Source organism: Dialister succinatiphilus (genome assembly GCF_928721695.1).
GTDB classification, from domain to species: Bacteria; Bacillota; Negativicutes; order Veillonellales; family Dialisteraceae; genus Dialister; species Dialister succinatiphilus.
This window is the reverse complement of the sequence record NZ_OV788641.1, coordinates 219,373-246,059: the sequence shown is the minus strand read 5'-3', so window position 1 is coordinate 246,059 and position 26,687 is coordinate 219,373. Positions and strand designations below refer to the sequence as shown.

At 48.6% G+C, this 26,687-nt stretch carries 17 protein-coding genes; 11 read left to right on the top strand and 6 right to left on the bottom strand.

Features of this window, described 5'->3' with window-relative positions; genetic code table 11:
• Positions 1-93: 93 nt before the first annotated feature.
• Positions 94-1,152: a macro domain-containing protein gene (locus tag NW747_RS01055; RefSeq protein ID WP_273187618.1), complete on the bottom strand. Its 1,059-nt coding sequence runs from the start codon at positions 1,150-1,152 to the stop codon at positions 94-96.
• Between the two features lie 71 nt (positions 1,153-1,223).
• A complete protein-coding gene (gene upp, locus NW747_RS01050; RefSeq protein ID WP_008860004.1) occupies positions 1,224-1,847 on the bottom strand; it encodes a uracil phosphoribosyltransferase in 624 nt (207 codons plus the stop codon).
• A 1,302-nt stretch (positions 1,848-3,149) separates the two neighbouring features.
• Here upp and NW747_RS01045 point away from each other — a divergent pair.
• Entirely contained in the window at positions 3,150-4,697 is a 1,548-nt protein-coding gene (locus tag NW747_RS01045; RefSeq protein ID WP_273187616.1) for an autotransporter outer membrane beta-barrel domain-containing protein, read from the top strand.
• 890 nt (positions 4,698-5,587) lie between these two features.
• Here the strand turns inward: NW747_RS01045 and NW747_RS01040 are convergent.
• Positions 5,588-7,030: an ATP-binding protein gene (locus NW747_RS01040; protein WP_273187615.1), complete on the bottom strand. Its 1,443-nt coding sequence runs from the start codon at positions 7,028-7,030 to the stop codon at positions 5,588-5,590.
• 894 nt (positions 7,031-7,924) lie between these two features.
• On the opposite strand from NW747_RS01040, the gene mtaB reads away from it, so the two are divergent.
• The 10 genes from mtaB to NW747_RS00990 all read left to right on the top strand — a co-directional run bounded on the left by mtaB (position 7,925) and on the right by NW747_RS00990 (position 24,000).
• The gene (gene mtaB / locus NW747_RS01035) at positions 7,925-9,247 is read left to right on the top strand and encodes a tRNA (N(6)-L-threonylcarbamoyladenosine(37)-C(2))-methylthiotransferase MtaB (RefSeq protein WP_232217339.1); all 1,323 of its coding nucleotides are present in this window, start codon (positions 7,925-7,927) and stop codon (positions 9,245-9,247) included.
• Between the two features lie 2 nt (positions 9,248-9,249).
• Positions 9,250-9,606: a histidine triad nucleotide-binding protein gene (locus tag NW747_RS01030; RefSeq protein WP_273187614.1), complete on the top strand. Its 357-nt coding sequence runs from the start codon at positions 9,250-9,252 to the stop codon at positions 9,604-9,606.
• 3,121 nt (positions 9,607-12,727) lie between these two features.
• Positions 12,728-12,949 (top strand): hypothetical protein, encoded by a 222-nt coding sequence (locus NW747_RS01025; protein ID WP_273187613.1) that lies wholly within the window; start codon positions 12,728-12,730, stop codon positions 12,947-12,949.
• 494 nt (positions 12,950-13,443) lie between these two features.
• Entirely contained in the window at positions 13,444-16,719 is a 3,276-nt protein-coding gene (locus tag NW747_RS01020; protein ID WP_273187611.1) for a helicase-related protein, read from the top strand.
• Positions 16,719-17,438, top strand: a complete 720-nt coding sequence (locus NW747_RS01015) for a DUF4391 domain-containing protein (RefSeq protein ID WP_273187610.1) — start codon at positions 16,719-16,721, stop codon at positions 17,436-17,438. Before NW747_RS01020 ends, NW747_RS01015 begins: the two co-directional genes overlap by 1 nt.
• A 2-nt stretch (positions 17,439-17,440) precedes the next feature.
• Positions 17,441-17,581, top strand: coding sequence for a hypothetical protein (locus tag NW747_RS01010; protein ID WP_273187608.1), 141 nt, complete (start codon positions 17,441-17,443; stop codon positions 17,579-17,581).
• Positions 17,541-19,355: a site-specific DNA-methyltransferase gene (locus NW747_RS01005; RefSeq protein ID WP_273187607.1), complete on the top strand. Its 1,815-nt coding sequence runs from the start codon at positions 17,541-17,543 to the stop codon at positions 19,353-19,355. The genes NW747_RS01010 and NW747_RS01005 overlap by 41 nt, the downstream gene beginning before the upstream one ends.
• 14 nt (positions 19,356-19,369) lie before the next feature.
• Positions 19,370-22,630 carry a type III restriction-modification system endonuclease gene (locus NW747_RS01000; RefSeq protein WP_273187606.1) on the top strand — a complete coding sequence of 1,087 codons (3,261 nt, stop codon included), beginning with the start codon at positions 19,370-19,372 and terminating at the stop codon, positions 22,628-22,630.
• Positions 22,631-22,785: 155 nt separating this feature from the next.
• The gene (locus NW747_RS00995) at positions 22,786-23,259 is read left to right on the top strand and encodes a hypothetical protein (RefSeq protein WP_273187604.1); all 474 of its coding nucleotides are present in this window, start codon (positions 22,786-22,788) and stop codon (positions 23,257-23,259) included.
• A 30-nt stretch (positions 23,260-23,289) separates the two neighbouring features.
• Complete coding sequence (locus NW747_RS00990) at positions 23,290-24,000, top strand: hypothetical protein (protein WP_273187602.1); 711 nt, start codon at positions 23,290-23,292, stop codon at positions 23,998-24,000.
• Positions 24,001-24,231: 231 nt separating this feature from the next.
• On the opposite strand, the gene NW747_RS00985 is transcribed toward NW747_RS00990, so the two are convergent.
• The 3 genes from NW747_RS00985 to NW747_RS00975 all read right to left on the bottom strand — a co-directional run bounded on the left by NW747_RS00985 (position 24,232) and on the right by NW747_RS00975 (position 26,067).
• Positions 24,232-24,684: a hypothetical protein gene (locus NW747_RS00985; RefSeq protein ID WP_008860014.1), complete on the bottom strand. Its 453-nt coding sequence runs from the start codon at positions 24,682-24,684 to the stop codon at positions 24,232-24,234.
• 787 nt (positions 24,685-25,471) lie between these two features.
• On the bottom strand, positions 25,472-25,768 hold the full coding sequence (locus tag NW747_RS00980) for a HigA family addiction module antitoxin (protein WP_273187600.1): 297 nt from the start codon (positions 25,766-25,768) through the stop codon (positions 25,472-25,474).
• Between the two features lie 14 nt (positions 25,769-25,782).
• Entirely contained in the window at positions 25,783-26,067 is a 285-nt protein-coding gene (locus tag NW747_RS00975; RefSeq protein ID WP_273187598.1) for a type II toxin-antitoxin system RelE/ParE family toxin, read from the bottom strand.
• Positions 26,068-26,687 lie beyond the last annotated feature (620 nt).

The following is a 26,687-nucleotide window of genomic DNA, read 5'->3' as shown; positions in this document are numbered from 1 at the left end:
CCGCGTTGAAACGCCACTGCTTCATGCCGTATAGGAAATTTCATAACAAAAAGACTGTGAAAAAATGGGAATCATCTTTTCACAGTCTTTTTGTTATAACGCACTTCCCAGCTGGGGCTGGTGGAAGTGGAAAAGAGCCTCGTTGATTTCATAAATATCCGGTTTTCCCCGCTGCAGGTAGAAAAGGACGATGAGGTCTCCTGTGAGGCTTCTTGACAGGGTGTAGCCCGCCTTTTTCAGAAGATTTTCCGTTTCCTCCACCGAAAGGTCCATGGAAACAGCCAGGGCAAGGATGGTATTCTTCCGGGGCTTGTAGTTTTCATTCGACCTGATTTTAGAGAAAAGCCTTCTGTCCAGATTGGCGCCCTTGTAGACCTCAGGATCCGTGAGCCCCTTTTCATCAATCATGCGGAGAAGGGCATGGGAAAAAGACTCTTCGGTGCGAAGAAATTCATCGGGAATGGGACCGGACGCAGGGAGGGATAGGTCATGGACCGGTGCTTTGCGGGGCCCTTTTTTCCGGCGGCGAGTCCTCTGTGACGGTGCTTCATCTGCAAGGACGTCAAAGCATAGGGAGTCCCGTTCAACGGCCGGCGCTTTGGAAGGGATAGAAATTCCGAATGCCGGCTCCATATCCTCATGGGATTGCAGGAAATAGGACAGCCTGCTGTAGACCATGGCCTTTCGAGCCCTTTCCTTCAGGATAATCAGGTATACCGTCATGTCGTGGGTTTCCAAAAAGCTGAGGATGGCATCCAATGCCACCTGCTCCGCTTCCTCCACGGGATAGCCGTAAATGCCGGAGGAAATCAGAGGGAAAGCGACGGATGAAAGGTGCATTTTTTCCGCCAGTAGGAGACTGTTTCGATAACAGGATGCCAGAAGATCCCGCTCCTCTTTCCTCCCGTGGTAAATGGGGCCAGCCGTGTGGATGACATACCGGGCAGGCAGGGCAAATCCCGGCGTTGCCACCGCATCGCCGATGCTGATGGGGCCCAGGCCTTGAAGGGCCCTTTCCATCTCCTCAGCGCCGGCCGCCTTGAAAATGGCGCCGCACACCCCGCCGCCCATTCGGAGCTCCCGATTTCCTGAATTCACGATGGCGTCGGTTTTCAGGGTGGTAATATCGTCCCGCGAAATGAAAAAAGGCATACATATCCCTCCTTCTGCAAAAACAGGGGTGAAAAAAGCCCGGCACGCCGGGCTTTCTCATGATATAGATTTTACTTCGTTCCGAAAATGCGGTCCCCTGCATCTCCCAGACCGGGGAGAATGTACTTGTGGTCATTCAGCTGGCGATCCAGGGAAGCTGTGAAAATGGGCACATCCGGATGGGCTTCATTCACTACTTCCACCCCTTCCGGAGCAGCTACCAGGCACATGAACTTGATATTCTTCACGCCCCGGGACTTCATCATATCGATGGCAGCCACAGCGCTTCCGCCGGTAGCCAGCATGGGGTCTACCAAAATGAAATCACGGTTCTCCACATCCGGCAGTTTGCAGTAATATTCCACAGGCTTTGCAGTTTTCGGATCCCGGTACAGACCAATGACACCGACACGAGCAGAAGGCATAAGGTCCAGAAGCCCGTCCACCATGCCGAAACCGGCGCGGAGAATGGGGACAATGCCCACCTTCTTGCCGGCCACCCTTTTGCCATGAGCCTTTTCCAGGGGCGTTTCGATTTCAACATCTTCCAGCGGCAGATCCCTGGTGAGTTCATAGCCCATAAGAAGGGTGATTTCCTTCAAAAGACGGCGGAACTCGCCGGAACTGGTGCTCTTGGAACGCATAATGGTGAGCTTGTGCTGAATCAGCGGATGATCGATAATATGAATCTGCATAATGGCCTCCCTCAATAATATATACATCAACGAATTTTACCGTTCCTATTTTAACACAAATAAGAAAAGGCCGCCATGGACAAGCCATGGACAAGCCCTGTCGGGCTTGAGGGTTGACGGCCCGCTGGGCCGAAGGTTTTTAAGGGGCTTAAGTTTGACGCGCCTTTGGCGTGCACAGCGAACATGATTTGAAGGAGCAAAGCGACGCACAAATCATAGTGAGTCGTTTCCCCTTTAGGGGCGAGGGTTGTTGTAGGGCGCCATAGGGACAAGCCCTGACGGGCTTGAGGGTTCTAAAGTTTGACGGGGCTGTGGCCCCGAGGGTTCTTAAGTTTGACAGCGGCTATGCCGCTGAGGGTTGTGGAGGGCGCCTCTAAATTTATAGAAGGCGCCAGTTTGTATAAAACCATACAACCGTCCTGCGGGCGAGGAAATGCACCCCTTTTGGTGGCTGGCGCCACCACCTTCCCCCCGGCGGGGGGACTTTATTCTTCGCTATGCGTTGAGTGAAGGGATTGCTTTGCGGAGCTTTATTGTTCACTGTGCACATCCTGCATAGGATGTGCAAGTCGGGCGAAGAAAGGCGCCTAGCCTGCCCATAAAGGCGCTTTCCTTTTGTCGCCCGACCGATACCGCGGGGGAAAGGTGGTGCCGTAAGGCACCAAAGGGGGGAAAGCCACCGGAGGTGGCTGATCGACGTAATGCTTTTCATGCCATATGATACAGAAAGGTAAATCCCGTAACGTTCTTGCGTCCCCTTTAGGGGAAGAGGCCACGAAGTGGCGAAGGGTGTGCAAGCGAACTGGATTCATAGGGGAGCCCCGCGACCCGCGAATCCAGTGAGACGCCATCCAGCGAAGTCGGTGTGTACGAGGGTAAGAATGATTATGATACTCGATGTGGACGTGACCGCCGAAAGGCGGCATTATAATACTTATCGCCCGAGAGGGCGATACCACAACCCTCAGCGCCGCAGGCGCTGTCGCCCCCTGAGCGAAGCGACGCAACCCTTCTACACAACCCGCGGCGCTAGCCGCGCCCCTTTTTATAATCTGCGTCGAAGCCGCCACCACAACCCTCGGCCCGAAGGGCCGTCAAACTTAAGAACCCTCCGGCCGCAGGCCGGTCAATCCTAAGAACCTTTCCCATTTGAACCTTCTGAACTCTATGAACTTTCTCGCCCTCGCTTGTCCCCCCCCCCGCAAAAATCACATGACAACCACTGGTATTTGATGTACAATAAAAACATTGGATTATGATAGCATAGGTTTATGGGACCTTTATTTAGAAAAGAGGACATATATGAAACATAGTAAAATCGCTGCTCTTCTCTGCGTTCTGGCTATGGCCGGCGCTGGAGCTCCCTCTGTATGGGCAGAAGAACCATCTACACCGGTGGTGAATGCACTGAAGGAAGCCGATACGGCTGCCCAGACGGGGGACACAGCTGCCAAAGCGCCGGAGGTGAATTACACCGACGCACTGCTGAAAGGTCTGTCTCTCACCCTTCCGGATGTAGAAAAATCGGTGGAATCGGGCACTTTCAAGAACCTTTCCCCGGAAGCGCCGAAGCCGGTAGTAGAACCTGCTCCTGAGCCGGAGCCTCTTCCGGAACCGGAACCTGAGCCGGAGCCGGAACCGGAGCCTGAGCCCGAACCGGCGCCGGCAGCCAAGTACACCGCCGACCAGGGGGATACAGCCAACGAAATCGACAGCGACGGCACCTATGACGGCATGACCTACACCTCCACCAAGGCTGATGAAAACGCCCTCCGCGTATCCATGGCCTACATCAGCGCCAAAGGAGACACCATCACCAAATCCGGCGACGTGGACGACGTCACCAATTCCGACCTCTACGGCAAAAACGCCGCCCTCCTGGTGACCCACGGCGGCCACGGCGCTTTCTCCGATACAAAGATTTCCACCACCGGAAACGGAGCCACCGCAGCCTATGGCTACAGCAAGGGGACCTACATCAATCTCACCGATTCCACCGTAGATACCACAGGAAACTTCGCGCCTGCTGCAGAAGCGGCTGAAAAAGCCATGATGAAACTGGCTGGCACTACGGCCTCCACCACAGGCTACGGCTCCCCGGCCATCAAAGTTTCCAAAAACGGCGGCATCATCCTGGCTGAAAACAGCCATTTCACCACCACCGGACAGGAATCCCACGGCGTATACAGCAGCGGCGATGTCACTTTGACCGGCAGCACCGTGAACGCCCAGGCCACCAAGGCAGCTGTGGTGAAGAACAACAATACCCTCTCTCTGGAAAATTCCACCCTGGAAGGCAATGAAACCAACTCCGTGCCCTACAACATCGTTCTCTATTCCGATGAATCAGCCATCGGCACCATGGGCACCCAGCAGTTCAACGCCAAAGACTCCACCCTTATTTCCCATAAAGGCGGCATGTTCTACATCACCAGCACCCATGGCAGAGTGACCCTGGAAAATACCACCATCCAGCAGGATGGAACCCTTCCCGTATTCACCGTCACCGGCAACGACGGCTCCTTCGGTTGGGGAGAAGCCGGCAGCAACGGCGGCCACGTGCAGATCGTACTGGTGAAACAGAACCTCACCGGCAATATTCTGGTAGACTCCATTTCTGACGTAAACATGAACATCACCGATGGCTCCGTATGGACCGGCGCCATCCACATCGTTCCCAACGCCCAGAACGGCGATGCCTACCACACCAATGCGGACATCTTCATTGCAGCAGGCTCCACCTGGGACCTCACTGAAGACAGCGAAGTTACCACGGTTTCCAACCTGGGCACCATCAACTATAACGGACATACCATCAAACTGGCCGACGGCACAGTGATGAAGGCATAAGGAAATAGAAATCAGGCGGCGCGAAAGCGCCGCTTTTTGGCGTTTTAAAGCCCTGACGGGCTTGAGGGTTCAGGCGCCTTCGGCGCGGTCGGGATCGGGACCTGGGCGGTGCTTTCCGGTATTCCCGTAGGTTGACACGCCCTTACGGGCGTGAGGGTTGAGCCAGCCGCCGGGCCTTTGGCCCTGGGCTGCCAGGGCTCTGCCTGTGATCGTCTTCGCCTTACAGGCGGGTTGAGGGCTCCCGCCCTCGGGAGTTATATAGTATCGCTGCGCTGGCGAGGTACGGCGCCCTTGGGGGCGCCAGTATAAATGCCGCCTTTGGCGGCGAAAACCGGACAACCGGGTTTCGCCCGAGGAAAACCATACAACCGCCCTGCGGGCGAGGAAATGCACCCCTTTTGGTGGCTGGCGCCACCACCTTCCCCCCGGCGGGGGGACTTTATTCTTCGCTATGCGTTGAGTGAAGGGATTGCTTTGCGGAGCTTTATTGTCCACTGTGCACATCCTGCATAGGATGTGCAAGTCGGGCGAAGAAAGGCGCCTAGCCTGCCCATAAAGGCGCTTTCCTTTTGTCGCCCGACCGATACCGCGGGGGGAAGGTGGTGCCGTAAGGCACCAAAGGGGGGAAAAGCCACCGAAGGTGGCTCATCATCGTAATGCTTATCATGCCATCTGACCCAGAAAGCAAATCCCGTAACGCTGACTTTAAAAATTGCGGCGAAGCCGCCACCACAACCCTCGGCCTGAAAGGCCGTCAAACTTAAGAACCCTCCGGTCCAAAGGGCCGGTCCATCTTAAGAACCCTCACACCGAAGGTGTGTCTAAAGGCGGAGCAGCTGCAATCAAAAATGCCTGCCATATTCTCATGGCAGGCATTTGGATTTGCGGCATTATTTCAAACGGACAGAATTGGGATTCGTCTGATAATATCTGGAACGTCCCTTTTTACTTTCTAATAGATATTTTTGCTCTATCAAATGGTTCAAAATATTTTTACGGAAATAAGAAGAAGGGCTCAGACCGAGATGTTCTGCAATGTCAGTCACTTTTCTGGCCTGACCGAAACAATACATGAGAATGGATGCATCATACTTTGTCCCGCTGCGGGGAGGAACGAACTCAAGTCTTTCACTATCCGAGGGGAGAACACCCTTATCGTAGGTTAAGTCCGGCAGAACCAGGGTAAAATGATCTGAAGCTGAAAAGATATAAGGCTTATGGTTAGCATCTGCTCCTGCATAGTCTTCCGTAATCTTGTCAAAGCCCGTTCCAGCGGCCTCCATTACATTACAAGCCACCAGTACGGAACAAATCAGTTCATTTCTTCTTTTGGAAATAATGGAGGACAGATTGTAGGTCTTTTCAAATGGGGCTCCACGGTAAAAGCTGCCAGGCGAAGAGATTTCCAGACGGTCACGGAACATATCGATTTGAATCTGCGTGCCATCCAGGAAATAATCGCGGTGAGCCACCGCATTGACGACCCCTTCAAAAACAGCACGGGCAGGATAGGCATCCAGATTTATACGCCCCGTATCTGTTTTGATAATAGAGTGATTCATCCGCTGGGAAACAAAGTCGCAGGCATATGATATACCCTGAATCAAATTTCCATGAAACCTGTTGACCGTGACAATACGTTCGCTTCCTCTGTTGAAACCGGAAAAGACAGAGCAGGTCATGTCTGTTTTACTGCCTCCGTAATCATCGGCAAACAGTACTGAGCCATTGGCCAATATGCCCTTTTCATTGAAAAAGCCGATAGACTGCAGCGCCTTGTCTGTATACTCTCTGCCATTGTTATGCTCTTTGAAAAAAGACAAGAGGCCGGTAAAATCTTCCCGTTGGTACAGGCGGTCTGAAGGAAGAGTATCAAACTCGGCGTGCTGGCTTTTGATACTCATTTCTATAATTTCTTCATAGGTGGCACCGTTAGTAAAGCCATCCCGGCGCATATAAATGGCCGGTACGTTTTTGTATTTCAAGATAACTGGCTTGACAGCGGAACTTTTCACTATAATATGCAGGATAAAACGCTCCTGGTTCCTGATGTTATACCGCAGAAATTCTATACGAATATCAGGACGGGGTACTAAATGTTCATTCACCTGACTGTTGAAATAATTTCGCTCTTTATCGGCACCGTGACGGTCAAAGCCAAGTAAGGTATGAGTTTCATCATCCACTCCCACATACAGGTCTCCACCATCAGCATTGGCAAACCCGGCTGCTGTTTTCAGCCAGCTCAAAATATCATCCCGGTTAAGTTGACGTTTGTATTCGGTCTTGTAATCTTCTAAACCGGCATCAGGTATCAGCTCCTCTAACAGCATGGAACTACCTCCTTCAAGAGCATATCATGAACTGCTTCCATTATACTTCATACTAACTTCACTATCAACTTCACTATGACTTCACTATTAAACTTCATGAACTTCACTATTGGGACAAGCCCCTTATGGACAAGCCCTGACGGGCTTGAGGGTTCTAAAGTTTGACGGGGCTATCGCTCCGAGGGTTCTTAAGTTTGACAGCGGCTTTGCCGCTGAGGGTTGTGGTGGGGCGCCTCTAAATTATAGAAGGCACCCTCTTATGATAAAACCTTTACATCCGCCCTGCGGGCGAGGGAAATGCACCCCTTTTGGTGGCTGGCGCCACCACCTTCCCCCCGGCGGGGGGACTTTATTCTTCGCTATGCGTTGAGTGAAGGAATTGCTTTGCGGAGCTTTATTGTCCACTGTGCACATCCTGCATAGGATGTGCAAGTCGGGCGAAGTAAGACGCCTAGCCTGCCCATAAAGGCGCTTTCCTTTTGTCGCCCGACCGATACCGCGGGGGGGGAAGGTGGTGCCGTAAGGTACCAAAGGGGGGAAAGCTACCGGAGGTGGCTGATTACCGTAATGCTTTTCATGACGTATGACACTGAAAGTAAATCCCGTAACGCCTCTTGCGTCCCCTTTAGGGGAAGAGGGCCACGAAGTGGTGAAGGGGTGGACGAGGGTAAGAATGATTATGATATTCGATGTGGACGTGACCGCCGAAAGGCGGCATTATAATACTCATCGCCCGTAAGGGCGATACCACAACCCTCGGCCCGAAGGGCCGTCAAACTTACGAACCCTCCGGCCGCAGGCCGGTCCATCTTAAGGACCTTCCCTTCTGAACCCAATGCACCCTTTCTTCTTTTCTTTCCCCCGTGTTATAATGAACTCATGGAAAATAATAATTTGAACTCAGGAAAAAAGGTGTCCTTTCTGACTCTTGGCTGCAAGGTCAACCAGTACGACAGTGACGCCATGCGTACCCTCTTTATCAGGAACGGGTACACCCAGGCAGGGGAAGACGAAGATGCCGATGTGTATGTAGTCAACACCTGCTCTGTCACCAGCATCGGTGACAGGAAATCGCGGCAGATGGTGCGCCGTATCCGCCGGGCCCATCCCTCCGCCATTATCGCCGTAGCCGGCTGCTATGCCCAGCTGGCGCCGGAGGTATTTGAAAAGATGGGGGACGTGGACGTGATTGTAGGCGTCCAGAACCGCTCCCACATTGTGGACTATGTGGAAGAAGCCATGGGCCGCACCGACAGGAAGCCGCTCAATGAGACCGTGGACATTATGAAAGTGGATCACTTTGAAAACATGTCCGTCGACGTGTCCGGTGAAGTCAGGACCCGGGCCTTTGTGAAGGTCCAGGAAGGCTGCGACAATTACTGTACCTTCTGCATTATCCCCTACGCCCGGGGAAAGCTGAAATCCCGTCTCCAGAAAGATGCGGTGGATGAAATCAGGAAACTGGCTGCCCAGGGCTATCGGGAAGTGGTGCTGACAGGCATTCACCTTGGAAACTATGGCAAAGACCTCCACGACGGCACCTCCCTTGCCACCCTGGTGGCAGAGCTGGTGAAGATTCCAAACCTTCTCCGCATCCGTCTGGGATCGGTGGAATCCGTGGAACTTTCAGAAGATCTCATTTCCATCATGCAGAACGAACCGAAAGTATGCCGCCATCTCCACCTGCCCATCCAGTCCGGCTCCGACGCCGTGCTGAAAGGCATGAACCGCCACTACCGGCTGCCGCAGTTCAAGAAACTCATTTCCGAACTGCGGGCCAAAGTACCGGGCATTGCCCTGACCACCGACCTGATCGTCGGCTTCCCGGGCGAAACGGAAGAGAATTTCCAGGAAACCCTGGAAACACTGAAAGAAATCCGATTCTCCGGCATCCACGTATTTCCATACTCCCGCCGCACCGGCACGCCGGCGGCATCCTATCCCAACCAGGTGACCAATGAGGTGAAAAAAGAAAGAGTGCACCGGGTACAGGAACTGGAAAAAGAAATCGCCCTGGACTACAGAAAACAGTTCATGGGACGCGTAGTCCACGTACTGGCGGAAGAAATAAAGGATGGATTCTTTGAAGGCCTTTCAGATGAATACATCCGCGTGTCCATCAGGGATTCACATATAGAAAGAGGAAAAATGTATCCTGTCAGGATCGATACCATTACAGAAGACGGCCTGTCAGGCGTGTTAGCAGAGGAGGAATAAGAATGGCTGATTGTATTTTCTGCAAAATCGCTGCCGGTGAAATCCCCAGCACCAAAGTTTATGAAGATGAAAACTGGTATGCCTTCAAGGACATCGAACCCTGCGCACCGGTGCACATTCTGGTGATTCCGAAGAAACACGTGGACAACATCCTCGCTTTCGATGAAGAATACAACAAAAACTTTGCCGATTTCTTCCTGGTAGTGAAGAAAATCGCCCTGGAAGCAGGCCTCAAGGAAAGCGGTTTCCGCCTCGTCATCAACACAGGCGAAAAAGCCGGACAGTCCGTCTTCCATTTCCACGCCCACATTATCGGCGGCAAAGAAATGGGATGGCCTCCATTCCCGGAAGATAAGTGATGTGGACAAGCCCTGACGGGCTTGAGGGTTCTAAAGTTTGACGGGGCTATCGCCCCGAGGGTTCTTAAGTTTGACAGTGGCTTTGCCGCTGAGGGTTGTGGTGGGCGCCTCTAAATTATAGAAGGCGCCCTTTTATGATGCCCTTGCGGGCGTGAGGGATGGACAAGCCCCTTTGGGGCTTGAGGATTCAGGCGCCTGTGGCGTGGTCGGGATCAGGACTGGGACTTAGGCGGTGCTTGCCGGTATTCCCGAAGGTTGACGCGGCTTCGCCGCGAGGGTTGATGGCGCCGCCGGGCCTTTGGCCCTGGGCGCCAAGGGTTCTGTCCGGGACCGGCTGACGCCTCCCGGACGGGTTGAGGGCTCTCGCCCTCGGGAGTTATATAGTATCGCTGCGCTGGCGAGGTACGGCGCCCTTTCGGGCGCCATTTTTTATGCCGCCTTTGGCGGCGAAAACCATACAACCGCCCTGGCGGGCGTTGGAAATGCATTCCCCCTTGCCCGCTGCGCGGGACTTCCCCTGCAAGCGGTGGCAGAATAAAGCTCCGTGAGGCTATTTTTTCATAAGTGACTCTAAGTTTAGCACGGGTTGTAGTGCCCCCGCTTGCGGGGGAAAGGTGGTGGCGCAACCACCAAAGGGGGGGCGAGCGCAGCGAGCCAGTCAGCAGAATGCTTTTCATGCTATATGACTCATAAAGCCAATTCCGTAACGCTGACTTTATAAGCATTGCCGCTCTGCGGCAATCCGCCACCCTCAGCGCCGCAGGCGCTGTCGCCCCCTGAGCGAAGCGAATATAACCCGCCGCCGTTAGGCGGCCACAACCCTCGGGCCGTAGGCCCGTCAACCTTCCCCTATGAACCTTTTGAACCTTTTGAACCTTCTGAACCCTCTGAACCCTTTTGAATCCTGATACCACAGGTTTTTCCAGTATAGAATTTAAAAAAATTTTCCTCTTCTTTTCAAAAATGAGGACCTGCCGTTACTTATATAGTAGAGGGACATGAAAGGCCCGCGGTTTTGAGGAAACCGGCTCCGTATATTTCCAAGTTGCGCATAAGAAATGAAAGGACGGGGCAGGGGACATCAAAAGATGGTACCGCCTTTTCCCCCTCACCTTTTCCGGAAAAAGGTAAAAATTCAGTATCAACTGGAAAAACAGCAGAGAAATCCAGGACTTAACATCTATCTCGGCAGAAATGACGGGAGACTCATGTATGGCGCGCGCCGTCGCACTTCGTGCAGCAGCGGCCGTAGACCATGCAGACACCGAACTCATTGGGCATAGGGGATGGGAAGGCACCGGGTTTCTTTGTGGTGAAAAAGCAGCTTCATGGGGAGCTGCTTTTTTCTTCACTATAAAAAGGACAGCACGAAAACACAGACATAGGCAGCCCATGTGAATGAAGCAGCCCCCAGAAAAGAGACTTTGGCACTTCGCCATTTACTACTGGAGACAGGAAGGTAAATCACATAACGTCCTTGCGTTCCCTTGCGGTGGCAAGAAAACTTGATTTGCGGGCCGCTCTTCAGAGTTTTATTATCCACTGTGCACATCCTGCATAGGATGTGCAAGTCGGGCGAAGTAAGGCGCCTAGCCTGCCCATAAAGGCGCTTTCCTTTTGTCTCCCGACCGATACCGCGGGGGAAGGTGGTGCCGTAAGGCACCAAAGAGGGGAAAGCCACCGGAGGTGGCTCATCACCGTAATGCTTATTTTGCCTATGACACCGAAAGTAAATCCCGTAACGCTGGCTTTAAAAATTGCGGCGCAGCCGCCACCACCACCCTCAGCCCGTTAGGGCTGTCGCCCCCTGTGGGGACACAACCTGCCGCCATCAGGCGGCCACAACCCTCGGGGCGAAGCCCCGTCAACCCTCACACCGAAGGTGTGTCCAAGGGCATATCAACAAATCCCTGACTGATACATCTACCCAGTCTCCCCGACTATATGACTAGAGAGGCGAAAAGGCCTGGCGAAAGGGCTTTCCAATTCCCGCGGTGCACAATCCATGGAAGCGGGGAGGAGAGACTTAAAACCTTCATGAATTTCTCCTCTCCGGCGCGCCGAAAACTCCATAAAAACTCCTGAGGCATGACCTGCTAGACATCCTGGTGGCAATATAGCGTATCTTTTCTTCCTTGACGACACAGACATTCCGCTTAGGCGGCTATCCCTGGCCGATTCATCGAAGCAGATGCCTTGACGCCCTACCGTGCATAAGTATGGGACCAATCAGGAGTTTTTACAATGAAAAAAAGCAGTCCATGAAGGGCTGCTTTTTTCCATGCTGTCAAAAGGCAGCACAAAAACACGGATGGTATCCGAGCCAGTCAGTATGGCGGGCCTCTAGGGAAGCGCTAATTAAATCATTGTCTGTTTTTATTCTTGAATTTTTATGCAATGCAAGGAATGGGATGACGCAAATAGCGAGCTATTTAAGGAATCCCATGACGCAGCAGTGCATAAAAATTCTTATAAAGGCAGACTCTGTGAATTAATTAGTGCTTCCCTGAAATCAGGCGGCAACGCTAAATCACAGGAAAATCCTGCGTCAACCCTGCTCTTGTCGTCCGGGAATGCGGGCTCATGCTGTATGTGGATGGTATCCGTGCTTTTGCGATGGGTTATCATATTTTTACGAATCTGCAGAATCCGTTTCGCTTCCCCGGCGCCAGGGGAGCGGGAGGAAAACCAGAAGCCTGTATACAGGGATTTTTGCTTCCTTTCTGTCAAAGCTGCATTCCGGCCGGAATCATCGCGATATACATGACAGATGGGAAATAGAATCCTTCCATGGAGTTTCCTGATTTGCATCTCCATACATTTATATTGCATAAGCCCCTCCTTTTTACAACCTCCCCTCAAAAGATTTTCTATTCCGCCTCACCGTCATTTCGATCGGAGCAGAGCGGAGTGGAAAAATCTCACGCTTTAATGGTACACGCAGCATGGTGGCAGGAGGATTTCTCGGCTCAGATTCTCCATAGTGCGCAGATATCTTTGCCCTGCTGCCGAAAGGCAGCTCTGTGGTAGCGGCGATGATAGGTTCAAGAAAATAGAATTAAAAAAATTTCCATCCAAGGGGTCAAAGAAGTGAGACTTCTGCGATATTAGCAGCAGAGGAATGAAAAGACCTCATGAGATGATACATCCCATTTTCCTAATGCCTTTTTCCACATCCGCGGTAGAGAAGGGGGCAGGGAAGAAGTCAGGAAATTCCATTTTTTCAAACCTCTCTTCTCCCAAACCCGGCAGGTTACAGACAGAAGCAATAGACAGTAGAAAAGGCAAAACAGAAGACAAAAAAGCAATAAGGAAGAGCAATCGCAGGATTTTCCTCATTTAGTGTTCGTATACTGCTTGGGATACGCAAGTCGGGAAAAGTTGGCCCTTAGTCTGCACAGTAAAGGGCCTTCCCATGCTTTCCCCGACCGTCCAAGTATCGAGCAGCACCCACCTATGTGGGAGAGCCAGGGCGCAGATGCCTGATTCATTGGTTGGACTTACCTGGATACTCCCCTGATAGGCCTACTGTTTTTTTGTGTGGCATGAAAAAGGCGCAGATTTGTTTACTGTGCCTTTTTGCTATGCAGATTAGTCTATTCAGATTTTTTAGGGAATGTTTTGAGAATGTCAATCTTTGACATTGCTATTTGCTATAATGATATAAAGGTTTTGAAGCAGTTAGTGAAGAGGATTGAATCTTTATTTGGTGGCGATACAAGTATTTCATGATGAAATATAAAATGTATGGCAATGGCATGATGGGCAGAAATTCATGCTACAATAGAATTGTTAGATTTTTAAGTTTCGTCCGGTTTTTAGGACAGAGTCATTGCAGTGGAACGGCAGAAAGGCTATGCTATGCAGTCTCCCAAGATCCTTGATAATAAAAACAACGGAAGAGTGGTCGATGAGATTAGGAAATGGATGGGAAAAGATACGAAACTTTCTATCATTTCCTCTTATTTCACAATCTATTCTTTTTATGCGCTGAAAAAAGAACTGTCTTCTATTCCTGAAGTCCGCATGATTTTGACAGATTCTTCCTTTGCTATGTCTGAGAAAGATATGACAGAGGCAAAGGCTCTGAGACGGAACTTAATTGGTGGGGACAAAGATGAAAAAGAATTGTTGGATAGTCTTACGCAGTCGTACATAGCCAGGGAATGTGCGAAATGGGTGAAAAGAAAACTTTCTATTCGCGGATTCCGGGGTGATAATCCAGCAGCCATGCATATGCTGCTGGCGGATAATGGAGAGGGTTCTGCCGTTGTGCAGGGAACAGTCGATATGACATCTGGCGGCTTAGGAACCATTTCTTCTGCTAGAACCGATGCTAACGTGGCCATGTACGGGGAAGCATACACGAGACAGTTTCTTTCCATGTTTGACCGGATCTGGGAAGATAAAAGCCGCGTGATAGATATCAAGGAACAGATTCTTGATTCATTGCGGATGCTATATGAAGATCAACCGCCCCAGTTTATTTATGCCATTACCCTTTATCGAATTTTCAAGGATTATCTGGACGACATTATGGATGACCGATTTGCACAAACCGGCTTTTACAATTCAGTCATCTGGAATAAACTTTACAGCTTTCAGAAGGATGGGGCCAAGGGTATTATCAGTAAGCTGGAAAAATACAATGGCTGCATTCTGGCGGACAGCGTAGGGCTGGGGAAAACCTTTACCGCTCTTGCAGTGATAAAATACTATGAACTTCGAAATAATCGGGTCCTTGTTCTGGCACCCAAACGCCTCCGCGATAACTGGACCATTTATACCCGGAATGATGTTCGCAATGTTTTGGTACAGGATCGCTTTAACTATGATGTGCTTAACCATACTGACCTTTCCAGAACCAGCGGTATGTCTGGAGATATTGATCTGGCAGGCATGAACTGGGGAAATTACGATCTTGTGGTCATTGATGAATCCCACAATTTCAGAAATAACGTTCCTACCAAAGGCCATATGACCAGGTATCAGCGGCTCATGAATGATATTATCAAAGCAGGAGTAAAAACGAAGGTCCTTATGCTTTCCGCTACCCCTGTTAATAACAGGATGAACGATATCAAGAACCAGATTGCCTTTATTACAGAAGGAAATGATATAGCCCTCCAAGACATGGGCATTAGCAGTATTGAAAATGTATTACGACTGGCACAGACAGTGTTTAACCAGTGGAATAAGACACAGAACATAGATAAATCGACCAACTCATTCGTAAGCCTCATGTCTGCCCGTAATCCGTCCTACTTCCGCTTGCTGGACATACTGACCATTGCTCGCTCAAGAAAACATATCAGTAAATATTATGACTCTTCTGAAATAGGAACATTCCCTAAGCGGTTGGCCCCGATCAATCTATATCCCGGTATAGATAGGGAGAAAGAATTCCCTGACATAAAAAATATCAATACAGAAATCAGAGGACTCACCCTGGCCGTTTATTCACCCATGGCTTATCTTAAACTGTCAAAACTTACTGAATATGCCAGCAGATATGATACGAAGGTCAATAAGGGGAAATCCAGATTTACCCAGTTGGACCGGGAGCAGCAGCTTATCGGTCTCATTCGAGTGGGCATGCTGAAACGGATGGAGTCATCTATCCACTCCTTTGCAGATACGGTACGGCGTATCATGGATAAAATTGACATGGCCCTTGGTATGATGCAGAAGCAGAAAGGAATCTTTGATCCATCTATTCATATAAGCGATTTCGATGAAGATGACTCTGCCCTTGAGACACTGGCCTGGGGCAGCTCTGTGAAAGTACTATTCCAGGATATCGATGCCTTGCGCTGGATACCAGATCTGCAGGAAGACAGAAAGAAACTGGCTAGCATACTGTTATTGGCAGAGCAGGTAACAGCAGAGAGAGATGAAAAACTGGAAGCACTTAAAAATATCATCCGGGAGAAAACGACTCATCCCATCAATCAGGGAAATAAAAAAATCATCATATTTACCGCCTTTGCTGATACAGCCAATTATCTCTATGATAACCTGCTGCCGCTATCCCAAAGTCTTGGACTTCATCAGGCGGTGATTGTTGGCTCCGGCAGAAACCGCACAAGCATGAAGGTGTCTGGAAAATTCACCAGCAGAACGGATATGAGTACTCTGTTGACCCTTTTCTCACCTATCTCCAAGGAAGCATCTTCAACTATGCCCGGCGTAACTGACAGAATTGATATCCTCATTGCTACGGACTGTATATCTGAAGGGCAGAATCTCCAGGACTGCGATTACCTGATTAATTATGACATCCATTGGAATCCGGTCCGCATTATCCAGCGATTTGGACGTATTGACCGCATTGGCTCTCGAAATAAGGCCATCCAGCTTGTGAATTTCTGGCCTATGGAAAATCTGGAAGAATATATCAGTTTGGAAAAGCGAGTACGGGGGCGCATGGTTCTCCTTGATGTATCTGCTACAGGAGAAGAAAATGTGATTGAAGAAAACAGCAGCGAAGAAATGCATGACCTGGAATACCGCAGGACCCAGCTGGAACAGCTGAAACATCAGGTGCTGGATCTGGAAGATATTTCCGGAAACATTTCCATTACCGATTTGACGTACAATGATTTTCGGATGGACTTGGCCGGATTCATGAGAGAAAATGGAAGAATCCTGCCGGCGGCACCTTGTGGACTTCATGCGGTCATAGGTGTTGCATCGGATACAGGAATCACACCGGGGGCTATCTTTCTGCTGAAAGATGAAAGGGATAAGGCAAAAGAAAAGGGTATGAATCCCTTTACACCTTATATTCTTCTTTATGTAACTGATGATGGAAAAGTACAGTGGGATGTTCCCAATTCCAAAAAAGTACTGGATCTGATGAAAAGATTGTGCCATGGTGCGGTGAAGCCGGATGCCGAAGCTTTAGAAAAATGGAACCTTGAAACAAAAGAGGGAAGGCTTATGGATCACTATGCCTCCCTTCTCAGGCAGGCCTACTCCCAGGCATCAGGTTTTAAAGAAGAGGAAGGGATGGCCAGCCTTTTCTCCCGAGGCGGCCTTCAAATAACCGGTGGCATTAGAGGATCCACCGGATTTACTCTGGAAGCATTCCTTATTTTGGAGGCTGTGTGATGGAATTTCTAGACAATATGAAAATACCGGGGACATGCATAGTGGACAAACCGGTATACAAAACACTGTTTTTTAAAAATGTGCAGATGAGCGCAGCTGACAAACGCAGCTTTGACAGTTTCATTTCAACCATTCGCCTTTATGCGGCCTTCCAACCGGATACGATTAACATACCTGTTTACAAGGACAAAATCCGGGACTATTCGTCCGTGGTGGTTCTATTGGTAACAGTGAAAGGGGAAAAGATTCCTTCCAGACTGGCGGAAGTCATCATGCATGCCATTCCTTACCCCATGATGCTTTTCTTCCTTTATGGAGAAAAATGGCAGCTGTGGATGACAGGTGAGCACGTGAATCCTTCTAATCCTTCCCAGATGGTATTGGAAAATATGGTCCATTCAGAATGGATGGATGAAAATCAGGCGCCCTTTGCTATTTCGGAAGTCCGATTTACGAATCTCTACGATTTCTATACGGAACTGTTGGATACTTTCTCAAAGTACCTGGCGGCCCAAAAGGGCATGATCCATGTGACTGACGGGACAGAAGCAAGAAAGTTTCTCTACTCCATGGAAGAACTGGAAAAAGAAATCGATAGAAAAAGAGTACAGCTGAAAAAAGAAGACCGCTTTGCCCGGCGGGTAACCCTGAATGTGGAAATACAAAAACTGAAACAAAAACTGAAAGCCCAATTACAGCAGATGAAAGAAGGAGAATAATCATGGCAGAATTGAAAGGAACATCATTAGATATTTTGGAAGAAAATCTGAAAAAGATGAAACAGGATTTTCCGGAAGCCTTTGAAGAAGGGAAAATAAATTTTGATATACTCCGACAAATTCTGGGGGGGGTACGTAGATGATGCCAGGGAAAAGTACCAGTTTACCTGGAATGGAAAGGGAAAAGCCCTTCATATTTCCCAGACTCCGTCTATGGGCACCCTTCGCCCCTGCCCTGAGAAAAGTAAAAACTGGGACGCTACAAAAAACTTGTATATAGAAGGGGATAATCTGGAAGTATTGAAAATACTCCAGAGAAGCTATCATCGGGCCATAAAAATGATTTACATCGATCCACCTTACAACACCGGCCATGACTTCGTTTATAAGGATGATTTTAAAGATAATATTGAGAACTATAAACAGGTTACCGGACAGGTGGATGCAGAGGGCAAGGCCCTTTCAGCTAATACGGAATCTAGTGGCAGATATCATACCAACTGGCTCAATATGATGTACCCCCGCCTTCGCTTGGCCAGAAATCTGCTTACTGATGACGGCGTTATTTTTATCTCTATAGATGATAATGAAATTGATAACTTAAAACAGATTTGCAATGAGATTTTCGGAGAAGAAAATTTAGTTGCAGAAATTCCCTGGCAGTCTAGAGCTTCTGTACAAAATGATACAGATTTCAGCGTTAACCATGAATATATCTGTGCCTATGCACGAAAACGCAGGCAACAGAATCGCCGATTAAAAGCAAGCAATTTTACAGAATGGCATAAAAAAGATGATTTTGTGGTGAGACCTTTGCCTCTGGATGTAAGTAATTTTTCTAATCCAGATAATGATCCGAGGGGACTATGGAAAGCTGATCCGTTTGATGCACCTAATGTCAGGGAGAACCTGACCTATGCCATAAAAAATCCAAATACCGGCGAGGAATTCTGGCCGCCTAAGGGTAGACATTGGAGAACGGAGGAGCGTTCCTTTAAAAAATATCTGGCTGATCATAGAATTGTTTGGGGGCAAGACGGTAAAGGCAGGCCACAACTTAAATCTTTCTATGCGGAAAAGTGTGAATTGGGGTCTGTTGATACTTCATGGTTTAGCTCAGATAGGGTCGGCACCACCAGAAATGGGACTGCGGAAGTCATGAAGCTTTTTAACGGAACGGTCATGTTTGATAAACCGAAACCGACCAGCCTCCTTCAAAAGCTCATTTATTTGTCTAATGCGGGTCTTGATGATACGATTCTTGATTTCTTTTCCGGATCAGGAACGACGGCGCATGCCGTTTTTATGGAAAATATAAAAGATAATGGACATAAAAAATTTATTTTGGTGCAAATCCCTGCGGAAACACCTAAAAATTCTTCAGCTAGAGAAAATGGCTTCCAGACCATATGTGATATTGGCGAAGAACGTATTCGTCGTGCCGGAGCTCTTATTGAAAAGGAAGCAGAAGAAAAAAATCAGGAAGCACCGGATACGGGCTTCAAGGTTTTCCGGCTGGACAGTTCCAATATCAAGCGCTGGAACCCGGATAAAAAGGACCTGGCACAGTCTCTTTGGGACTATGTGGACAATTTTGTAGAAGGACGAACGGAAGAGGATGTGGTCTATGAAATCATGTTGAAAACGGGCATTGACCTTTCCTGCCCGGTGGAGAAGCTGGAGAGGGATGGACATACCGTTTACAGCATCGGCATGGGCGCCCTTTTCATCTGTCTGGATGACCATGTTAATGAAGATGTGGCGAAAGTGCTGACTGCACTTCACCAGGAGCTGTCACCGGAAACATGGAAAGTAGTTTTCCGGGATAATGCTTTTGACAGGGATGCGGACAAAACCAATGTAAGGGAAATGCTCAAATGTGAGGGGCTGGATCCCGTGGATTTCCTGACCATTTAAGGAGGGCGCGAGAGATGAGTTTACGCTTACATTTTGAGTCCAACCTTCCTTACCAGGAGGAGGCCATTGCAGCTGCAGTGGATTTGTTTGAAGGGCAGCCCCAGGCAGAGTCCAATTTTACTATTTCCGCGTCCTCGAATAATGGGGAAGGGTCTTCCGATTTTATGGAGGACATGGGCTATGGAAACCGCCTTTTGATCTCTTCCGACCAGATTTTGAAGAATCTGAGGAAGGTGCAGCTTCGGAACGGCATCCGCCAGACGGAAACCATGGTTGACGGCCGGTACGATTTTGATATTGAGATGGAAACGGGCACAGGGAAAACCTATGTATATCTTAGGACAGCCCTGGAACTGAGCCGCCGGTATGGTTTCAATAAATTTGTCATCGTGGTCCCCAGTCTGGCAATCAAAGAGGGCGTATTGAAGACTATGGAAATCACCCGGCTTCATTTCAATCGTCTTTATAACGGACTGCCCTATAATTATTTTGTGTACAGCGGTGACAGGGTAGCGGATATCCTTGGGTATGCACGGGACAATAATCTGAATATTATGCTCATGAACATCGATGCTTTCCGGAAGGATGTGGAAGAGGACGGTTCCCAGGGCAAGGCTAATATCATCAACCGGGTACTGGATGAAAAAGGATTTGGCGGTGCCAGACCTATTGATGTACTGGCAGGCACGAATCCCATCGTTATTATCGACGAACCCCAGTCAGCAGACAGTACGGAAAAATCCCATAAAGCCATTGCAAGGCTTCATCCTCTGTGTGTATTCCGCTATTCTGCCACGCACCGCGAACATCATGACCTGATTTATAAACTGGATGCGGTGGACAGCTTCCGTAAGGGACTGGTGAAGCAGATCGAAGTGGCCGACTTTGTGTCTCTGGAAAATCATAATGAGGCTTATTTCTGTCTAAAGAGCGTTTCTAATAAGAAAGAAATCAAGGCCCGTGTGGAAATAGACTGGCAGGATAAAAAAGGTGCGGTGAAGCGAAAAATAGTCACCGTAAGGCCGGGAGATGATTTCTATGAGAAATCCGGCGGCCGTGATGTGTACGACGGTTACCAGATCGATGACATTTACTGCGGCGAAGGGGAAGAGTATGTCAGTTTTACCAATAAAGATACGGTGCTCCGCATAGATAAGCCTATCGGTGATGGTGAGGATATCGAATTCAAGCGCAAGATGATTCGTAAGACCATCGAAGAACATCTCGATAAGGAACTGGAATTTGCGAAGCAGAATATGAAAATCAAGGTGTTGTCCCTTTTCTTCCTTGACCGAGTCAGTAATTACCGCTCTTCTCAAAAAGGAAAAAATGGCCGCTACGGACAGATTTTTGAAGAAGAGTACAATGCGCTGATTGCCAAGCCTAAATATGCTCATCTCTACTGCCGGGATGACCCGGTAGAAAGCGTGCATGAAGGGTATTTTGCGGTAGATGGAAAAGGCGGTAAAAAACAGGCTGATGATGCCCTGTGGAAGGACACCAACGGTAATACAAAGGCAGATGACAGTGCCTATACCCTGATTATGAAAGATAAGGAGAGACTTCTTTCCTTTGACTGCCCAGTACGTTTTATTTTTTCCCATTCCGCATTAAAGGAAGGTTGGGATAACCCCAATGTTTTCCAGATATGTACACTGAATGATACAAAGAGCGAAATCAAGAAAAGGCAGGAAATTGGCCGGGGGCTTCGTCTCTGCGTGGATCAGGATGGAAAGCGGATACGGGATCCCAATGTGAATATTCTGACCGTTATGGCTAATGAAAGCTACGATAAGTTTGCAGAAAAACTCCAGCATGAATATGAAGTGGATGAAGGTATCAAATTTGGTGTTATGGAACCCCATATCTTTGCACGGATTCCCGTAGCTGATGATTCCGGGAAAGAGCATCCTCTGGGAGAAGCTAAGTCGAAGCAGCTGTATGAACAGATGGAACAGTATGGATACTTGGACAAAGACGGAAAAATCCAGGATATCATGCAAAAAGCGCTAAAGAATGATACCCTTGTCATTCCTCCGGAATTTCTTCCATTAAAGGATAGAATTCTTGACATCTGTAAGCGCACGGCGAAAGGCTTTGGCTTTGTCCATAAGAATAAGAACCGTACCCAGGCCCGAGCGCGGAAACAGCGGATTTTGAGTCCGGAGTTCAAAGAACTGTGGGATAAGATAAAATATAAAACGGTATATCACGTGAATTTTGACAGCAGCAGCCTCATTGACCATGCGGCGCAGGCTCTGGAAGACCTCGTCGTCACCAAGCCTCAGCTGATGTACGAGAAATCAGATGTAGAAATCACGGATGCAGGAGTTCATGCGGAAATCAAAAAAAGGAAAAAAGAAGAACTGTTGGATACAGATACACTTCCTCTTCCGGATATTCTCATGTACCTCCAGAACCAGACAAATCTTACAAGGAAAACACTGGCTAAGATTCTCACTGAAAGCGGAACCCTTTCCCAATTTACCCGTAATCCACAGCAGTATATGGAAGAGGCGGCCAACCGTATCAGGCAGGTAATGAATGAAGCTATTATGGATGGTATCAAGTACAGGCGTATCGGAGATACCGCCTATTATTCCCAGGAACTTTTCCTGAATGAGGAGTTGAAGGGATATCTGGGTGAAAATATGTGCCGGGCTACTAAATCTGTCTATGATTATATTGTTTATGACAGCGAAGTGGAACGCAGCTTTGCCAGGTCCTTTGAACGGGATGAGTCGGTGAAACTCTATGTGAAACTGCCGGACTGGTTTAAAATCATGACACCCCTGGGATCCTATAATCCGGACTGGGCGGCAGTCATTGATGATGATGGGCAGGAAAAACTCTATTTCATCGTTGAAACTAAAGGGACAGTAGACAAGACGAAACGGAGAATTTCTGAAAACGCTAAAATCGAATGTGGGGAAAAACATTTTGAGGCACTGCACACAGGCATCCATTTCAAAACGGAATCAGATTATATCGATTTCTCCAATGTGGTCAATAATACGCCCCAGTGTTATGGAACAGAGGAACCGGAAGGGGAATCTTCTGTGCTTCCGAAATATGTAGAAAAGCCAAAGGGCAGCAGATTGACGCTGAAAGACCTTCATACCGGCATGAAAGTCGAAAGTCAGGACTATGGCATTGGCATCGTCGTTGCTCAGGACATGACGAAACATCTTATCAAAGTTGCTTATGGTCAGACCGTCGTCGAATATGTTGTTCCCTATGCCTTTGACAATGAGCTGCTTGTAAAAGGTGACTGATGCCGGTTTATTTCTGAAAATACCGGACTGCAAAACCTGCGGTCCGGTATTTTTGTCTCTTTATTTAAAAGATATTTGTGAGTGACAGATTCTGGCATAGCCATATTGTATAATAAAAATAACAAATATATTCGTCATGGAAAGAGGGGGAGCATATGGCACAGTTTGGCCGCGGTTATCATATCTGGCATCCAACATGGAAGGAAAGAGGCTATGATTCCTACTGGGATTATGTGAATGCACATCGGCGGAAAAAGAAGAAGAAAAAGAAGCAGGGGAGTGGAAAGAAAGGCGTAATCAAGAAGAATGTAGATAAGAAATTAAAGAGGGTAAAAGGCAGAGGCAGAAGAGACAGAGCTTTCGACCGAAGGGAAAATTTATCATCGAAAGCTCCTTTGCGGAAGGTCCTTGATAACGAGACCCTGGTACAGCTTCGCATGCGTGATCAAAGGGCTTTGGCGCTGATAGATGGACAGTGGATACAGCACAAACGTCTGGGCAGGGCGTATGTGGAATCGGTAGATTATGAAACCGGAAATTTCACGGCCCGCTTCTCCTTTGGGGAAATGACGCTTAATATTTCCGGAGCATTCAAATATCTGTCATTTCCGAACAAGAAACTTGTATAATCCGGTGATAAGTGCAAAGGAGTAGATATTATGAAGCTATGGAAAGTGTTTTACGCCATCATTTTGGCCCTGTTTTTCCTCCCTGCAGGCCATGAAGTTCATGCAGCCCAGGCGGTAATGCCTGATACAATGGCTATGGAAATGGGCCGGAAGTCCTTTGTGATGCATGATGAAAATGGCAAAATCTATAGTGTATACATAATTGGAGACAATGAAATGTTTGTAGGAGCAAAACATTTTACCTGGCTTTATGGAAGAGATACTGATCAGGTTTATAAAGCATATCCTTATAATGCCTATCTGTCTGCTCCGGGAAACAGGTCAGCAGAAATCCAGTATGTCCAGCTTTTTGGAAAGAAAATGGATGTGACTCGCCCTGATTTCATTAATGTGACAGCGCCAACCTATATTGGTGGAGTTTATGTGATCCAGGGAGAAGATGGACAGCCGGATATGCTGGTGACAACGAAGCAGATGTCTTTCAGCTTTGTGGATTATCGTTTCTTTATTATTAAAAACGGGGAACTGCGGCCCATGAGGTTCATGTACAAAGACCAGTCCCTTAGAATGGCATTCATCGGTGTTCACAAACCGGCTCGTGGTCTTGATGATGGAACCATTGCTATCCCATGGTTCAGGCAGGGGCATATAGGAGCAGGTAAATCCGGTAGTTTTATTACAGTTTTCATGCCGGATTTTACCAATATGATTTTGATTTCTTCTTATACCATAGATGACTAAAAAAGAGCCTCTCTTTTGAGGGGCTCTTTGGCGGTGGAAGAGGCAAAGCCGATTTTCATGCTTATTATTATATTCTTATGTAGAAAATGAAATAAGAATGAAAGAGGCAATGAGTTTAGCGGATCTGTATTATATAAGGATGCGACTGGCAGAGATATTGGTATCGGAGCTTCTTGCCCACAACTCTTTGAACCATCTGAACCTTATGAACCTTCAAGCCCAAGGCATTCCTCAAATGACCCGGAGGGCGTTGGGGAGACGGACGTACTGGAGGTGTTCGGACATGTCCATGTAGAATTCCACGTCGGTGTAGAAGGTATCCATGACTTCATGGAAGTGGGTGCCCAGGTCTTCTTTGAAGGTGTATTCCAGGTAGTAGGGGGTCCAGCCGGCTTTCATGAAGAAGTATTTCATGGGGTTCAGTTCTGCCGGGCAGGTGAGATGGGCGGCCTGGAGGAGGTCTTCGCCGGTGGCCCGGTCGAAGCCGAAGTAGGAGGCCATGGAGAGGACCAGGAGTTTCAGTTTGTAGTCTTTTTCCACAAGATCCAGTACGTCCATATTGACGTAGAGATCAGAGGCGATGGAGCGGATTTCCTTTTCTTTCGCCTTGTATTCTTCTTCAGACATGGTGATGGGGTAACCGTTTTTCATTTCGTAGAGCAAGCCTTTTCCTTTGGTATCCATAATGGACCTCCTTTTTGAAATATATTATGATTCTATATTTATATTTTACTATATGTATTCAGAAATTTCAATAAGGCAACTTATGGACATGCCCTGTTGGGCTTAAGGGTTCAAAGGGACAAGCCCTGCGGGCTTGAGGGTTCAGGCGCCTTTCGGCGCGGTCGTGATCGTGATCGGGATCGGGACTTAGGCGATGCTTGCCAGTATTCCCGAAGGGGCCTGCGCCTGCGGCGCAGAGGGGCATATGGCATCCATCGGGCCTCCGGCCCTTGGTGCCAAGGGTTGTGCAGAAAGGTTGCGCCCCACAGGGGAAACGACTCACTACATTTTGTGCGTCGCTCCGCTCCTTCAAAATGTGTTCGCTGTGCATCGCTTCGCTCAGGAGGCCGCCGATTGGCGGTCAGGATAGCGATAGAGTATCACATCGCTGCTCAGCCCCGTACACCCTTTTGCCACTACGTGGCATTTTCCCTCAAGGGGAAACAAGAAATTTGAGGAGAAAAACAGAGAGTCATATACTTCATGTACCAGTCCGGCATTCCCCCTTTGGTGGCTGGCGCCACCACCTTTTCCCCGCAGTTCGGTGGGGCGGCAAAAGGAAAGCGCCTTAATGGGCAGGCTAGGCGCCTTACTTCGCCCCACTTGGAGGTCCTATGCAGGACCTCCACAGGGGCAGAATAACCCGTGCTTATTGTAGTACAACTTATGAATGGAATAAAATAGATAATCAGCATGAATCAAAAGAGCTGTGAGAAAATATCGTTCATTTCTTCACAGCTCTTTTGATTCATGCATATTGTATGGTTTTGATGGATTCCAGGTCTTTTCGCATGGTTTCCCGAGCCTTACGGATGTCGATATCATCCTGCAGGTTCAGAAAGTAGCGGTCTGACACGCCGAAGTATTTACCCAGACGGAGAGAGGTATCTACGGTGATTTTTCTCTTATCCGCCAGGATGGCCTGTATTCTGGAAACGGGGACATGGATATCTTTTGCCAGGCGGTAGGCACTGATTCCCATGGGCTTCATGAATTCTTGCAGGAGAATTTCACTGATTTTGGGAACAGGAATATATGTGTCCATTTTTTTCACTCCTTTTATGAATGGTAATCAACGATTTCTACGTTTCTGCTTACACTGTTTTCAAAGATAAAGCAAATGCGGTATTGCTGATTGATGCGTATGCTGTATTGTCCTGCCCGGTTTCCATGAAGCAATTCCAGATGGTTAGCGGGAGGAACCCGTAAATCTTCTAACCTTTCCGCATTATCAAGCATCATCAGCTTCCTTAGGGCAATCCTTTGAATGGACTGTGGAAGTTTTTTTGAAAACTGCTGATTATAAATCTTTTCAGTTTCCTTATCTGCGAAAGTCTTTATCATAACTACATTATACCTGCATGACGTATACATGTCAAAGAGGTAGTTAAAAGGAAAGCTGCTCTGGAAATGGGGGCATGAAGGTTCAAATGGACAAGCCCTTTGGGGCTTGAGGGTTCTAAAGTTTGACGGGGCTAACGCCCCGAGGGTTCTTAAGTTTGACAGCGGCTTTGCCGCTGAGGGTTGTGGTGGGCGCCTCTAAATTTATAGAAGGCGCCCTCTTATGAAAAAACCTAACAACCGGGCTGCGCCCGAGGGAAAAGGCTTTCGGCTTTCGCCGCTACAGGCGGCATTATAAAACATGCGGCGAAGCCGCCACCACAACCCTCGGCCTGAAAGGCCGTCAAACTTAAGAACCCTCCGGCCGTCAGGCAGGTCAATCCTAAGAACCTTCACACCGTAGGTGTGTCCAAGCTTGCAAGGGGAGAGGACCATAAGGCGAGGGAGGCCGCCGATTGGCGGTCAGGATAGCAATAGAGCATCCTATCGGTACTCTGCCTCGTACACCCTTTTGCCACTACGTGGCATTTCCCCTCAAGGGGAAACGAGAAAATAGGTGGCACTGGATATTGTGTCACATATGACACAGACAGCCAATCCCGTAACGCTGATTTTATAAGCAT